Origin of the sequence: Clostridium aciditolerans (assembly GCF_016316925.1) — a bacterium.
Classification (GTDB): Bacteria; Bacillota; Clostridia; order Clostridiales; family Clostridiaceae; genus Clostridium_AM; species Clostridium_AM aciditolerans.
This window is the reverse complement of the sequence record NZ_JAEEGB010000016.1, coordinates 1-15,392: the sequence shown is the minus strand read 5'-3', so window position 1 is coordinate 15,392 and position 15,392 is coordinate 1. Positions and strand designations below refer to the sequence as shown.

Genomic DNA, 15,392 nt, shown 5'->3' with positions numbered 1-15,392 from the left:
ACAATCCATGTGGACTTGCTATATACTAAAAACAAGAACTAATAAAATACTATTCGACAAAATTAAAAGGAGGTTTTTGATTTGGACAAATCAAATAACAGTTCTAAAAAATGGTTTACGCTAATTACTCTTATCATTGGAGGTGGAACGGTATTTAAGCTACCCTTTCTAAAAGATGCATTCTATGTCCCAATGCAAGAACAATTCCATCTTTCGCACACACAAATAGGTGCATTGCTATCTGTCTATGCTGTAGTGCAAACCTTTGGATATTTGCTATCAGTTTATCTAACAGATAGATTCTCTAAAAAGAAATTATTACCAGTAGGACTTATAGGTGTTGGAGCTTTAGGATTTTTCATGTTAACGTCTCCAGGTTACTATGGAATGTTAATACTATGGTGTTTATTTGCATTATTTGCAGAATTATTATTCTGGCCAACATTAGTTAAAGCAGTTAGATTGTTAGGAGACAAAGATGAACAAGGAAGAATGTTCGGTTTCCTTGAAGCAGGTAGAGGTGTAGTTGATACAGTTGTTGCTTTCAGTGCTCTTGGAATATTTAAAATGTTAGGAGAAGGAACAACTGGTTTAATGAGTGCTATAGTATTTTATGCTGTAATAGTTATTGTAGTAGGTATTGTTTCATTCTTCTTACTTGAAGATGATGTAATTGTAGATACAGATGAAAACGGTAATAAAATAAATAAGAATAAGGCAGCTTTAGAAGGCGCAATACGTGCAATGAAAATGCCAGAGGTATGGCTAGTATCATTTACAATATTCTCAGTGTATATAGTATATTGTGGTTTAACTTATTTTATTCCATTCTTAAAGGACATATATGGTTTACCTGTAGCCTTGGTTGGAGCTTACGGTATTATAAATCAATATGGATTAAAAATGGTTGGAGGTCCAGTAGGAGGATTCTTAGCTGATAAAACATTTAAATCATCAGCAAAATATTTAAGAATTACCTTTATACTTGCAATTATTGCTATGATCGGATTTTTATTCCTACCACATGGAAAAATGAACGTATATGTAGGAATGTTCTTCACACTTGCTTATGGTGCTATTATATTCTCAATGAGAGCAGTATTCTTTGCTCCTATGGAAGAAGTGGACATACCAAGAGAAATAAGCGGAGCATCAATTTCATTAGCTTGTTTTGTAGGATATAGTCCTTCAATGTTTGCATTTACTATGTATGGTTCATTATTAGATAAAAATCCAGGATTAGCAGGATATAAACTAGTATTTATGGTTATGATTGCATTTTCAGTTTTAGGACTTATAATAAGTAGCTCACTAGTTCGTATGGTTAATAAGAAAAAACAAGCACAGCAAGCAGCATAGAGTTTTTAGGTAAAACTGTTTGTTGATATATCTACAGTGTATTCTATCAAATATCACTACAGATAATTTATAAAATATGAAACAAATAAACTTTTATATAAGAAAAGAGGGATTCTTGTGAAAATAGGATTAGAAACAGAAAGCTATCATTTACTCTTTCAAAATGGCCGTATGGACATCTTTGATTTCATAAAAAAAACCGCAGAATTAGGATTAGATTGTGTAATGATAAACATAATTCAGGATAAGAATTTGGACCCTAATTGGGGAACTCTTGGCAGTGATAATCCAGAGCATCTTGAAAAAGTAAGAAAAGAAATAGAGAAATATGGATTATGTGCTGAAATTGATACAAAGGGAACAGATCCAGAGCATTTAGCCAAGATAATAAAAGTTGCACATAAAATTGGTGCAGATGTTATCCGCACATACTGCTGCTTTGGTGTATATGATCCTGAAAGATTGGAAAGAGCACCAGAAGATATTAAGAAAATAGTACCATTGCTTAAGAAATATAGAATAAAACTTGCTGTTGAAAATCATGAAGAAGAAACTACAGATGATGTAATAAAAATAATTAAGGAAGTTAACAGCATTTGGGTTGGAGCACATTGTGATATAGGAAATTCAATGATGGCATGGGAAGACCCAGTTGAAGCGGTAAGAAAATTAGCTCCATATGCATATACAACACATTTTAAGGATCATATCATTATTAAGGATGGAGATGAATACAAGGTTTGTGGAGTTCCAGCTGGAGAAGGTAATATAGACTTGGAAGAATGCTTTAAAATACTAGTAGAGGAATCACCATTAACTAGAATAAATATAGAAATGTGCAATCCATATGTTGCACCATTTAAAAGAGACCCTGGAGCAGGTGGAGTATTTGAAGTAGGAGAAGGTGCATTCAAGGTTGAATCTCAACCCTTCGAAAAATATGGTATAAAACCTACAGAATATTATTATCCACCAGAAGAACTACTAGAAACAATGATTAAAGAACAAATTGATGGCGTAGAGAAAACAGTTAAATATGTTTTAGCTTTACGAGATAAATACTGTAGATAATTCATAACCACCCCTAAACAAGGCGGCTTTCACTAGCCCTATAAGTACTTAATACTGCCAGCGTCTAAATGACGCTGGCTTAAGTTTTGTCCAAGCTTTATGGACTGATTACTTAACATTCTTATAATTTTTCATATTCCTTTTTTCTTTCTCTAAAATATACCGCTTTTAAACCACATAGCTGAACTATTTCCCTGGCAACATTAAAATTATTTCCTATATCTGTAGGGACATGCGCATCAGATCCTATTGTTACATTTTCTCCCCCCAGTTCTCTAAATCTTTTATAAATAGTAATAATATTCTGTATCGCCTTTTCATCCTTAAGCCTTCTAGTACTAAGTTCTAAACACTTGTCCTTTTCTACCAAAACCTTAAGTATTTCATCTATAATCTGTGCATAATCTTTATAATATATTTCTTTATCATCATATTTAGCATATCTTGCTATATAGTCTATATGTCCTATACTATCAATAAAATCAAAAGCTTGTACAGCTCTGTGCAAGGTTCTAAGATACTTCTCATATGCTTCTTGTTTACTTTTACCCTCATAGTACTTATTATAATATATATCCAAGTTATCTATCAGATGTACAGATCCTATAATATAGTCAAAAGGATTGCTTTTTACAAGTTCTCTACTTTCTTCAATACAATCCTCCTTCATTCCAAGTTCAATTCCTAGCAAAACATTGTCCTTTCTATACTTAGAATATTTTTCAAAGTAATCTTGTACATCAAAACAAAAAAGCCCTTCTTCTGGAAACTTTAAATCCATGTGTTCAGTTATTATCATCGATATATTTTTGTTTTCTGCAGATTTTATAGCATCTTCTATTTCCATTTTGCAATCTGAGGAAAACCTTGTATGTACATGAGTGTCAAACATTTTAAAGCCCTCCTTTACTATAAAAAACATAACCAATATGTTATTTTAATTACTTATACCCAACACTATCAACCATATTTTACCATAAATTCAAAACCAATGAAACCACTATTTTTAAAATATAACCTTAGAGAAGTTACTTGAAATAATTAGCAACCAAAAATATATTACTACATAATTATAAAAAACTCTAGTAAAATTGTTGGTTTATAATACAATAATATCCATGATATTTCAAGTATTCTATTTTTGTGTGTTTGATCAAATTTTCACATCAATTCCACAGCCATTCTATATGAATTCCACACATATATAAAAACCACTATTTAAAATTTTCTTTTTGCCTAGTATAGTCCAAGCTACTACTAAAACAGAGACACATAAAACCACAATTAAACCCTATTCATAGCTGAAAATAATTCTATGAATAGGGTTCATGTATGAATTTTATATTTATCTTAAAAATATCGTATTATCCCACGCTGTGCCATCAAAAGCATCAACACATTCAATATATTTATTCTTTTTATATAAATCTACTAATTGTTCAAGTGTTAATTCTCTATCTAATATAGTTAAATTACAATGTAAGCTTGTTTCCTCTATTCCACTTTTATTCTCCTTAAAGCAAATGTATACTATCCATATATAATCCTATCTACACTTTAAGCAGTGCATTCTTGTTCACTTGTCAGCTTCCGATTTTTATTTTTAATCATTCGTACTAAAATACTACTAATAACTAACCCTAATACTGAGAAAAAAATCATTGTCATAAATACATTTCTATAGCCTTGCATACCAGGTGATCTATCTAACATGCTGCCATATAATGTGAAAGCAAATACAGCAGGGAAATATCCTATTAATGATCCTATTGACATAGCAGCTCCACTTATCTCTCTTGGAACATTTATTTCTTCAACTGGCACAAAGAACACCGACATCATAGAAAATACAATAACTCCAAACCCAAGTGTTAACGCCATTCCAGCATATATACTCATGGATTTATGAGGCAAAATTATAAATATAAGCATAGCTATTGTAGATACGGCGAATGCTCCTCTTAAATACCTTGCTGCAGATTTAACTTTTTTATCAACTAATAGTCCACCTATAGGACCACCTATCATTTTTAAACCATATTGATTCATAATACCGTATGCTCCAACTAGCGTCACAGGCATTGCATAAATATCTTTTAAAAATGGTATAAAATAAGTTAATCCACAGTATACAGAATAAACAGAAAATGCAGTAAAAGATAAAACCCATATTTCCGGCATTTTTAATGCACGCATCATACCATGCAGCGTAGCCTTATTTTTGCCTATTTTATTACCATTTTCATCTACATCAAGTATCTTATCATCTTCAAGTAAAAAGTAAGAGATTACTCCTACAATAATTGTAATAACTGAGTAGAAGATAATTGCTCCCCGTAAACCTCGAGCTCCCTGCCCTAAGAATGAAAATAATGCAAGTGCACTAAAAGCTACAATTGTATCCACAACCCCTCTGCCTGCTGTAAGGAATCCAAACATCGTTCCTTGCTCATCTTTATTTCCTAATAATCTTACTGCCTTTAGCAAGACAGGCCAATATGCAACTTCACCAAACAGAGCCAATATTGCGAAAGTTACTAGTATACCATAAAATCCAGGAAATGTTGCAAAATAGAAGCCTGTTACTCCTACTCCTATTAGAGATAATGGTATTAATATTTTCTTTGAAAATCTATCTGATATATACATTGAAAATATATAACCAAAGGTCTGTATAATTCCATAAACACTCATGGCTAAACCGATTTCAGTATGTGTTAAATGTAGATATTGCTGCATTGGAATATAAAAAGCATCTTTTAAAGAAGAAAGTTTATATATTGTTCCTCCACCTAAAATTAAAACGATAAGTGTAAACCATTTTTTAGAATTATTATTTTCCATTACTTGTTCACCTCTTCTACTTTCAAAATTAATTTGAATTAAAACTAAAATCAAATTCACCTTTTGAAATCTGCATAATTATTAATTTACTTTAATCACATCCTTAAATCTACCTTAATTATACATAGCACTCCACATAATTTCAATTATTTATCATATCTTTTTTGTTTTTTTTACAATATTTTTTTGTATTTATGTGTTGTTGCATATATTTTATATATGGTATATGTATTTATATAGATGGTATAAATATTTACAAGTTACTAACATTATCTCTTTTACAACAATTTGTTAACAAAAAAATCTGATGTGATTTAATAAATCACATCAGATTTCTTTTTGATCTTTTTATTAGCAATTGTCCTACCAGTTACAGTCAAACAACTCTAATTACATATTATTGATTTATCACTTCAATTCCATTTTTTAAATACTTTTCTAAAATACTATCCTTTAACTTAGAATCTGTAATAATCATATTTATTTTATCTAGATTAGCAATTTTTTGCAAGCAAACAACATCAAATTTGCTGCTATCAGCTAATACAATTACATTCTGAGCAATCTCTACCATTTTTTTCTGTATCATAAGTTCATCCAAATATTTATCTGTAAGTCCTGCATGTAATGATACTCCACTTACACTAATAAATGCAATATCTACGTTGAAATCACCAATGTTGCTCTCTGCAATATTTCCAACTAGCGAAAGTTGATCACCTTTTAAAATTCCACCGGTAAGAATAACAGTGTATTTATCCATATCCGATAACTCACTAGCTATTGCTAGTGAGTTCGTTATAATTGTTAGCCTTTCAAATTTTTTCTTTATCACCTTAGCAATTTCTAAATTTGTCGTACTTACATCCATGGCAATTGATTGACCTTCAGTAATAAAACGTACTGCAATATTTACAATTTCTTTTTTCTCATCTATATACTCTTTTTCTCTTGTTTGAAATGCAACCTTTTCTTCACTCACTTTTTCCAGAACTGCTCCACCATAAATCCTTTTAAGATGTCCTTCTTTTTCAAGATATTCTAAATCTCTTCTAACAGTTTCAATTGATACATTAAACAGCTTCACAAGCATAGAAACCTTTACAGATCCGTTTTTTTCTATTAAATCTAAAATTTGTTCATATCTTTCTTGCACTAACAAATTTTATCCTCCTTGTACAATTATGATATATTTTATATGATATTATTAAATTCTCATATAAAATACACATTTAGTTAACTAAATGTGTATTTTTGTGTATTTATTAGTATTATACTCTATCCTTTATGTAGTTTCAACATCAATTACAAAAGTAATTCTAAATATAAAAAATTATTACAAAAACATAACTATAAAAGGTATAGTAATCATTGATATTATTGTGGATATAAATACGCTTCTAGAAGCTAGAGCGGTATCTGCGCCATATTTTTCAGCTAAAACAGATGCTAATACTGCCGCTGGCATAGCTTCAATTATTACAGCTATTTGCATTAATAATTTATCTGCATTTAACAATTTTAAAATACCTAAAGTAAGAAATGGTACTGCTATAAGTCTTAAAAAAGATACATAATAAACTAAAGTACCTGAAAAAATATCCTTTACCCTAATTTCTGATAACATAGCTCCTACAATAATCATCGATAAAGGTGTTGTCATAGAACCTACAATACTCATTGCTGTAAACAATGGATAAGGCAGCTTAATGGAAAAACTAAAAATTATAAGTCCTAAAATAGTAGCAATTATGGCTGAATTAACAAGTACTTCCTTTAGCGTTTTTAAATCCTTCTTTCCTGTATAAATCATAATCCCAATACTAAACATAAAAATGTTAAAAGGTATATTAAAAATTGCACCATAAAAAATTCCTATTTTCCCAAATAAGCTTTCTAAAACAGGGTAACCCATAAATCCACAGTTAGAGAATATAGTTGCAAATCTTAAAACCTTTTTTGAGTTTTCAGGATATTTAAAAGTTAAAACTCTACTTACAAGAATCAATACTATATGAATAATTATTGAATAAGCAAACATTATTCTCGCCTTTTCGATCATATCTTGAGAATAACTATAGTTAAAAGAGGAAATAAGTAAACAGGGTAGAGTTACATTAGTAAGAAAGTTGGAAAAACTCTTGCTAGCTTCCTTAGATAAAATATCTTTTTTTCTTGCATATACTCCTACTATCATAATAAGTGACAAAATTATTACTTGATTAATTATATTATTTTTCAAATCTTATCCTCCAAAATTATACTCCATTAAAATTTTACACTTTTATATAGAAAAAATAAAGAACTTCTTTCTCAATTTTGCATACTAAGACATGATTATGTAAATATATATAAATAGTGAAACTAGTTTATTTTGGGGGTATAATAAATGAAGAAAAACAACTTAAAAGATGTTAAAGATGCTGTATTCAACGATTTAAAAAATGCAAAAATAGAAAGCGGAAAAGAAAGTACTCAAAGAATTGCAGGAAGTATACTAAAAAAATATAATGTAGATTTTGATGAGATTTTACAAAATGCCAATTACCTATCCATATATAAAAACTCTGATACTATTGGCAATATATCTATTTCTAACGAAACCTCAGTAATAACAAATGATTTTGGAGAAGATACAAAAATTGAATATGATACCTTTAATGAATTAGAAATACTATAATAAATAAAAATTCTGCTCAAAAACTGAGCAGAATTTTTATTTAAAGTTTAAAAGCTTTATTTTAACTAAAACCTAATATTTTTTATTCATTTTCTATATTATTATACATACACATATCAGCATAGTTAGAAGCCAAGTCTGCAATTCTCTGTGTAGTTTCCTTAGGGCTATTTCTAAATAATCCTTCAGCAATATTTTTATTCTCTGAAAGAAATTGATATATATTTAACGTTATATAGTCTCTAATCTTAAGATATATGTAATCCTCATGCAGAGCACTTGCTCTTCCATTTAAATCTTGAATAGCATTATACCTTTCAATAAATTCTAAATCAACTTTATCTAAATTTTTACCATTTTTGAATACAATTCTCCCATCTTTAACTTCTGTTTCAGAGTCATTTTCTATTTGTAGAATAATTTCATTAATTTTATCTGATTCAGGTATCTTACCATCTTGACCCCATTGAAATATTACATCTAGTTCTTTATTCCACAATTTTTTAAGATAAATAATATCAGCCTTTAATAAAGTTATATAATCAATATCACTTTCTATATTTTCCTTTTTACTTCTTAAGATATTATAAATACTTTGGTACCAATAACTTTTAGCTTCTAATATCGGTCTTGCTGCCGCCTCAACCATTCCCGAAATAAGTTCCTGTTTATTACTCTCATTTATTTCCATATTCAATCCCCCTAGCATTAGTTTGTTTAATTTATATCATTATATTTCAATTATAACATATTTTTTACATTAAAATCTTATTAATTCATGAATTGGCTATACAGTATTTTGAATTCATAAATATAAAGGCTAAAGCATTAGCTTTAGCCTTTATAAATCTTAAGCTTCACGTCAAAGCTTATATTTTTATCATTGTATTTAGCTTCAATGGTTCCCCCTTGGAGTTCAACTATACTTCTAGCAATAGCCAATCCTAAACCACTTCCACCTGTTTCCGAAGCCCTAGATTTTTCCAGTCTATAAAACCTATCAAATATTTTTTCTAATTCTTCTTTACTCATTTCTTCGCATTTATTTTGAATAGACACAACTACATAATCATTATCTTTTGTCAATACAACTTTTATAGTTCCAGGTTTTATTGAGTATCTTGCAGCATTTATAAACAAATTTTCAAATATTCTAGCGGTTTTCCCAGGATCTACTTCCACTATAACCTTTTCCAACAAAAATGCTTTAGATACTACTACTTTATTTTCTTCAAATATAGGCACTAGTTCCTCTACTAGTTGATCAAGCAGTCCATCAAGCACTATAGTTTGCTTATCCAATTTCACACCATTATTAGTTAGCTTGGTATATTCAAATAAATCATTAATTAATACTTCAAGCTTCTCTGACTTATTGTATGCTATATTTACATACTGTTCTAACTGATCTTCATTATATTTTTTTTCTTTTATAAGTCCTAAGTATCCCTTAATAGATGTTAATGGAGTTCTTAAATCATGAGAAACATTGGTTATTAACTCACTTTTCATTCTTTCTGATTTTCTTTCATCTTCTATCTTATTTTTTAGCTCTTCTGCCATAAAATTTATATTGTCGGCCAATAGTGCAATTTCATCTGAACCCAGCTTTTCTATTCTATAATTCAGATTACCTTTAGATATTTCAAAAAGACCAGAAGAAACTAACTCTATATATTTCATTTTTTTCTTAGTTAAAAAATAAAACATAAAAAAGAAGACTGCAAGAGAAACTATAACTGTTGGTAATGGGGTATTATCTCCATAATGATATACAATATCTCCTTTGGGTATACCACTTACCATCAGATATCCTTTTCCATCAAAAAATTTAATTGGATAGAAATTCACATATTCTCTCCCTGTATCTATTATTTCATTATTATTTCTAACTGATATTTCTCTATTTCCCATTGTTTCCATCGCATTTTTTATAGTAGCATAAATATCTATCTGCGTCTCATTAGCATTGTCTGATTTGTACAAAACTTTTCCATCTAAATCAGAAATTAATATTTTGTAATTTTCTCCATTCCTCGATTGTTGTAATATTTGATTTATACTCTCTTTATCATTAATACTTATATTTCTATTTTTAATAGTATCTGCAATATTCAATGCCTTATCTGATATTCTTTGAACACCTTTAGTATAATCTATCCTGGCACTCATACTGCCTTTTTTAAAAGTGTCATTTGAGATACTTCCTACAATAATTGATGCTACTAAGCATACTGCAAATATTACTATTAATTCTAGCCTTATGCTTTTGCTTATTTTATCTAAAGCCAAATTATATATTCTTGTAAATGGATTAAATAACTTTTTTATAAATTTAGGACACCTAACCTTCAATTTTATACCCTACCCCCCAAACTGTTTTTATAAACCTAGGCTTTCGGGGTTCTTCCTCTATTTTTTCTCTTATCTTTCTTATATGAACCATCACAGTGTTATCTGATTCAAAGAACTCTTCATTCCAAACTGACTCATAAATTTTTTCTATACTAAAAACTATTCCTTTATTTTTAGCTAAAAGACAGAGTATGTCAAATTCTCTTGGAGTTAATCTTATTTCCTTATCTGATATCTTAACTTCATGAGTATTCATATTTATTAATAAATCATCTACCTCAATTATGCCTTCATTTTTCTCTTGTATAGCATTTAATTTTTTATATCGACGAAGTTGCGATTTTACTCTGGCTATCAACTCTAGCGGATTAAAAGGTTTTGTTATATAGTCATCTGCTCCAGTAGTAAGACCTAAAATTTTGTCCATATCCTCACTTTTAGCAGAAAGCATTATTATTGGCATGTTTTTATTTTCTCTTATTTTTATACAGGCTTCAATTCCATCCATACTTGGCATCATAATATCTAGTATTATTAGGTCTGTCTCCTCTTTTTCTAGATGATTTAATGCCTCTAGTCCATTAGCAGCCTTTATTACTTTATAGCCCTCATTAGCTAAATATATGCCTATTAAATCTCTAATTTCTTTTTCATCATCCACAACTAATATAGTTTCTATTTCCATAATGAACTCCTTTCCAGACTTATCCTACAGCAATAAAGAAGGAACACCTCTATAAATACTGTTAAGCTTGAAGTTTCTATTTCCAATATATATTAACACTCTTAATCATAACATAGTAATTGAAAAGATGTATACCTAGAAAAATTCTCCTAAACAATATAATTATAATTATAAAGCCTATATCTTAATTATTTATTATGTCAATTCTTAACCTTTTCTTAAATTTGTGCATTAAAAGCCCATTTATTTTTACAAATTAAAGAAATATTATTGATATAAGTTCTGCCATTAGCTAATAATATTTATAGCATATTAACTATTTATATTTCCTTTCACGGAGGGATTAATCTTGAAGAAAAGAAGCAACCTTACAAGTCGATATATTAAATCTAAAGCAAAGTATTTTGGCTTTTTAAATAAAGATTCACTAGAACTCCATTATTGGGTTTATGAGTTATTTTATCATATACAAAAAAGGACTAACAGCAGATGTATTTTAAAAGGAGGTGCTGCCAGTCAACTGTACTTGCCAATGGGCTGGCAGAGATGTACCAATGATATAGATTGTGCTACAGATTTATCGCCTAAAGAATTACAAAAAGTTATGAAGTCAATAAAAGATGACTTTACTCGAAATGGTCTTAACAGTAGTTATAGGGAGTATATACCTAGAAATATAAAACCTCACCATAGAATAATACCTATGATGACCTTCATTTTTGATATACCTTTTGTTTTCAAAACAAAAAAAAGATTTAAATATCCAGGAATAAAGGTGGATTTTCTATTTTTAAATATAAGTAAACTTCATAAAACCAAATTAATAAGTAATGAAACTTTAGGACTAAAACTTAATTATGTTCCTATTGCTATAGATAAGTATTCAACAATCAGTGACAAACTAATTACCCTAGCATCTAATTCTCTTGGATTGGAAAGCTTTAAATTAGAAGCATTATATAAGAACATTTATGATCTTTATTGTTTAATAAATACCTACAATGATTTAGAGAGCTTTAAAATAATATCTGATAGAATAAAGGATAGTTTAAATATAGAGATTGAAATGAAAAAAGGTGAATACATAACTATCGATTCACTTTTAACGGATATACTATTTACTTTATATGATATTGCAACTTTTAGCTTAAGAGTAAAGAATTCAGAACTACCTTTGCAAATTATAAAATTTCAAGATAACACAATGCAAAAGGAGGTTAGAGAGAGGCTTAATGTAGATATGTGGAGTATAATGTGTCTTTATCTTTATATATGGGTATTTTCAATAAGAACTTATATTAAGGATAAAGATTATTCTAGATTACAGGGAATAAATTCTGTTATAGACCAATATGAATATTTTGCATCCTTAATGAAAAAAGAAAGACGTGCATTTAAGAGGGAACTAAATGATCAAATAAAAATAAAGGATCCCAACCTTATTTTAGAAGGCACTGGGAATCCCCTAAGACTTATTTATTTAAATTATATTTTAGATAACTTAAAACCAAATTGGATATAAGCAAAAAATATAAATCCTAATGAATAAAAATATATTAACGATAATGTAAATATAACCTATTAATAACATTTAATATATGTGAAAAATAATATTTTAAATTTAATAAGATAAGCTTAAGGAGATGACAAAATGTCCTATACTGTAATAGATTTGTTGGATAAAGCTATTGTTATAGCTGAAAAAAGAAAAGAGCTATATAATGAATTAGCAGTTAAAACAATGCGAAACTCTTCTTTATATATTTTTGTAAATGTCTTTATAAAAAATACGGATAGGACTATTGAATACTACAAGCAATTAAAATCAGAAGCAAATAATACTAATTGTGAAGAAATAGCTTTTGTTGTATATGATAAAATATCATTTTTAATAAATGAGTTTAATCAGAAAATATTTTTCCTTAATAACTTAAGTATTAAGAGTCTTTTAAAATCTTCTTTAGATATTGAAAAAGATGTGTTAGCACTTTTTATAGATATCCAAGGAAGGTTAGTAAAGAGTAAGGAAGATACTAATACTGCTGCTTATAAAATTCTTTCTAAAGTAATAATCCAAAAGGAAAGAAACATAAAAGAACTCCAAAGCTTTATTAAAACTTATTCATTTCAATAACATAAAAGTATAGTTTACAATTATTTTTAATAAATAATTATAAACTATACTTTTTTCATTTTTATTCTAATTTAAGCTTTGATAGCTTTTGTATTAACTCTTCAGAAATACTATTTAAATTTTTAGTCATATCAATTAAAGTATTAACTGAGCCAACTTGTTTTTCTATACCTGCTGCAATTTCTTCAGTAGAAGCGCTATTTTCTTCGGATATAGCTGCAAGGTTTTCAATCTGACTAGTTATCATAGTAATATTTGATGCCATTTCCTCTGCTGCTGACGAAACCTCTTCTACCATATTAGAAACATTAGTAATGGATTTTACTATTTCATTAAACTTACAAGCAGCATCTTCTACAAAAGTGTTTTGCTCTAAAGTTTTTTGTGACACATGTTTCATAGATACTGCTGCATCATCTATACCTTTTCTTACCTCTTGAATTAATGTAAAAATTTCCTGTGAGGACTTAGAGGATTCTTCAGCCAACTTTCTAACTTCCTCTGCAACAACAACAAACCCTTTCCCTTGTTCACCAGCACGGGCTGCCTCTATAGAAGCATTAAGAGCTAATAGATTAGTTTGTGAGGCTATTGCTGCTATAGTATCTGCTATACCATTAATTTGCTCAGATTTACCTCCTAATCCCATAACTAAATTTGATGTTTTATCTACTACTTGGGAAATATCTTTAGAATGATGTTCAAGCTGTATTATTACTTGATTTCCTTCTTTAGCATTTTGACTAGTATTTATAGCCTGCTCTGTTACCAACTGTGAATTTTCTGCTACTTGCGTTACTGCATCATTTATCTGACGTATAGCATTAGAAGTCTCTGATAAATTATCAGTTTGATTTTTAATTCTCTCAGATATATTTTCTGTTGAATTACTCATACCTTCAAAATGTTCTGCAGCGCTAATAAATTCCTGTGTAAATTCTTCATTAGTAGAATTCAAATGGTTAGATACCATCTTTACCTGTTTTAACATATCCTGTATAGTATCCAGCATTTTATTAGTATAGGAAGCTAAATCCCCTATCTCATCATTACTTTCTATATCAATTCTTTTCGTTAAATCTCCCTCTAAGTTTGCCATATCTCTCATTTTATTAACTAGAATATTTATAGAACGTGTTTGTCTTTTTGTCATTCTTCCTACTATAAATCTAACGATTAGTAAAGCTAAAACCATTAATACTATTATAAAACCACTCAAAACAACTTTTGCTTTATTAATAGGCTTAGCATTAATATCTATACATATGACTGCATTAGTATTTTGTTCAGCTTTTACAGGAACATATATCGATAAATGATCCGTACTATCCTGTACCTCTGGTTGATTAGATTCTACAGCTTTTTTAATTTTATCTAAATTTACAGAATCTGAAAATTCATCTCCTAAAGCTGCATTGTGCTCTTTTGACTTGTCAATGACATATGACCACTTTCCATTTAAACCATCACTAACTATATATACATTATCAACTAAATCTTTACCTTTGTCTGCAAATGCAGTTAATGATTTATCTAGTTTTATATAAATTTCACTTTTTTCCTTTTTAGTAACAAGACTATGTAAATCTTTGCCTTCTAATTCATAAGATATAATCGTTGATAATTCTGGACCTATGCTTGTAGCTGCTTTTTTTATAATGGTACTAATAAGTAAAAAATTACTTATTCCTATTACAATGAAGATAGCTGCCACTAAAAGCATTATGCTCTTAATCCATTGTTTTCTAATAGTTGTTCTCTTTTTGCTATTTTTCATACTTCGCAAGTCCTCCTTGTATATAAATAATTCCTATTATTCCATAACTATTAATAATATAATAATATCACCAATTACGTAATCAGTCACTAAGCGTTACAAATTGTTATCATATTAAAAATAATATATATCTTATTACTATTCTTTCCTATGCTAAATATATTGAATTGTTAAAATAAAAAAGAAGTTAATCGAGCTACTAATAACACCATAGCTTTGTTAACTTCTTCTTGTATTCAAAAAATAAAAATGGCTCCGTGGAGAGGATTCGAACCTCCAACCCTTCGGTTAACAGCCGAATGCTCCACCATTGAGCTACCACGGAACAATAAATTAATTTTTAAGAGTTTTGTTCTCTGAAAATTGCACAGTGCTGATTTGTCAAAATCTTCGATTTTGGTAACAAATCAGTACTCCTCAGCTTTAGCTGTGGAGTGTCATATAATATTTGGTCAAGCCCTCGACCTATTAGTATCAGTCAGCTGAA

General features: G+C 28.9%; 13 protein-coding genes and 1 tRNA gene. 5 read left to right on the top strand and 9 right to left on the bottom strand.

What is annotated here, in order from left to right; all coding sequences use genetic code 11:
- Positions 1–81: 81 nt before the first annotated feature.
- Together I6U51_RS14685 and I6U51_RS14680 are read left to right on the top strand one after the other, a co-directional pair.
- Positions 82–1,359 carry an MFS transporter gene (locus tag I6U51_RS14685; protein ID WP_246517361.1) on the top strand — a complete coding sequence of 426 codons (1,278 nt, stop codon included), beginning with the start codon at positions 82–84 and terminating at the stop codon, positions 1,357–1,359.
- A gap of 117 nt (positions 1,360–1,476) precedes the next feature.
- Positions 1,477–2,430: a TIM barrel protein gene (locus tag I6U51_RS14680; protein ID WP_211143350.1), complete on the top strand. Its 954-nt coding sequence runs from the start codon at positions 1,477–1,479 to the stop codon at positions 2,428–2,430.
- A gap of 121 nt (positions 2,431–2,551) precedes the next feature.
- Here the strand turns inward: I6U51_RS14680 and I6U51_RS14675 are convergent, their stop codons facing one another.
- The 4 genes from I6U51_RS14675 to I6U51_RS14660 all read right to left on the bottom strand — a co-directional run bounded on the left by I6U51_RS14675 (position 2,552) and on the right by I6U51_RS14660 (position 7,516).
- Positions 2,552–3,322 (bottom strand): histidinol phosphate phosphatase, encoded by a 771-nt coding sequence (locus I6U51_RS14675; RefSeq protein WP_211143349.1) that lies wholly within the window; start codon positions 3,320–3,322, stop codon positions 2,552–2,554.
- Between the two features lie 665 nt (positions 3,323–3,987).
- On the bottom strand, positions 3,988–5,274 hold the full coding sequence (locus I6U51_RS14670) for an MFS transporter (protein ID WP_211143348.1): 1,287 nt from the start codon (positions 5,272–5,274) through the stop codon (positions 3,988–3,990).
- A 397-nt stretch (positions 5,275–5,671) separates the two neighbouring features.
- Positions 5,672–6,430 carry a DeoR/GlpR family DNA-binding transcription regulator gene (locus I6U51_RS14665; RefSeq protein WP_343069671.1) on the bottom strand — a complete coding sequence of 253 codons (759 nt, stop codon included), beginning with the start codon at positions 6,428–6,430 and terminating at the stop codon, positions 5,672–5,674.
- 180 nt (positions 6,431–6,610) lie between these two features.
- Positions 6,611–7,516, bottom strand: a complete 906-nt coding sequence (locus I6U51_RS14660) for an AEC family transporter (protein WP_211143346.1) — start codon at positions 7,514–7,516, stop codon at positions 6,611–6,613.
- A 147-nt stretch (positions 7,517–7,663) separates the two neighbouring features.
- Between I6U51_RS14660 and I6U51_RS14655 the strand changes: the two genes are divergently transcribed.
- Positions 7,664–7,954, top strand: a complete 291-nt coding sequence (locus tag I6U51_RS14655) for a hypothetical protein (protein ID WP_211143345.1) — start codon at positions 7,664–7,666, stop codon at positions 7,952–7,954.
- Between the two features lie 82 nt (positions 7,955–8,036).
- On the opposite strand, the gene I6U51_RS14650 is transcribed toward I6U51_RS14655, so the two are convergent.
- From I6U51_RS14650 to I6U51_RS14640, 3 genes are all read right to left on the bottom strand, one after another.
- Entirely contained in the window at positions 8,037–8,645 is a 609-nt protein-coding gene (locus I6U51_RS14650) for a hypothetical protein (protein WP_211143344.1), read from the bottom strand.
- Positions 8,646–8,788: 143 nt separating this feature from the next.
- On the bottom strand, positions 8,789–10,309 hold the full coding sequence (locus I6U51_RS14645) for a sensor histidine kinase (protein ID WP_211143343.1): 1,521 nt from the start codon (positions 10,307–10,309) through the stop codon (positions 8,789–8,791).
- Positions 10,299–10,994, bottom strand: a complete 696-nt coding sequence (locus I6U51_RS14640) for a response regulator transcription factor (protein ID WP_211143342.1) — start codon at positions 10,992–10,994, stop codon at positions 10,299–10,301. Before I6U51_RS14640 ends, I6U51_RS14645 begins: the two co-directional genes overlap by 11 nt.
- Positions 10,995–11,343: 349 nt before the next feature.
- Here I6U51_RS14640 and I6U51_RS14635 point away from each other — a divergent pair, with 349 nt between their 5' ends.
- Both I6U51_RS14635 and I6U51_RS14630 read left to right on the top strand, forming a co-directional pair.
- On the top strand, positions 11,344–12,516 hold the full coding sequence (locus I6U51_RS14635) for a nucleotidyl transferase AbiEii/AbiGii toxin family protein (protein WP_211143341.1): 1,173 nt from the start codon (positions 11,344–11,346) through the stop codon (positions 12,514–12,516).
- 129 nt (positions 12,517–12,645) lie between these two features.
- Entirely contained in the window at positions 12,646–13,128 is a 483-nt protein-coding gene (locus I6U51_RS14630) for a hypothetical protein (RefSeq protein WP_211143340.1), read from the top strand.
- A 61-nt stretch (positions 13,129–13,189) separates the two neighbouring features.
- Here the strand turns inward: I6U51_RS14630 and I6U51_RS14625 are convergent, their stop codons facing one another.
- The gene (locus I6U51_RS14625) at positions 13,190–14,905 is read right to left on the bottom strand and encodes a methyl-accepting chemotaxis protein (protein WP_211143339.1); all 1,716 of its coding nucleotides are present in this window, start codon (positions 14,903–14,905) and stop codon (positions 13,190–13,192) included.
- Between the two features lie 250 nt (positions 14,906–15,155).
- A tRNA-Asn gene (locus I6U51_RS14620) sits at positions 15,156–15,230 on the bottom strand.
- Positions 15,231–15,392 lie beyond the last annotated feature (162 nt).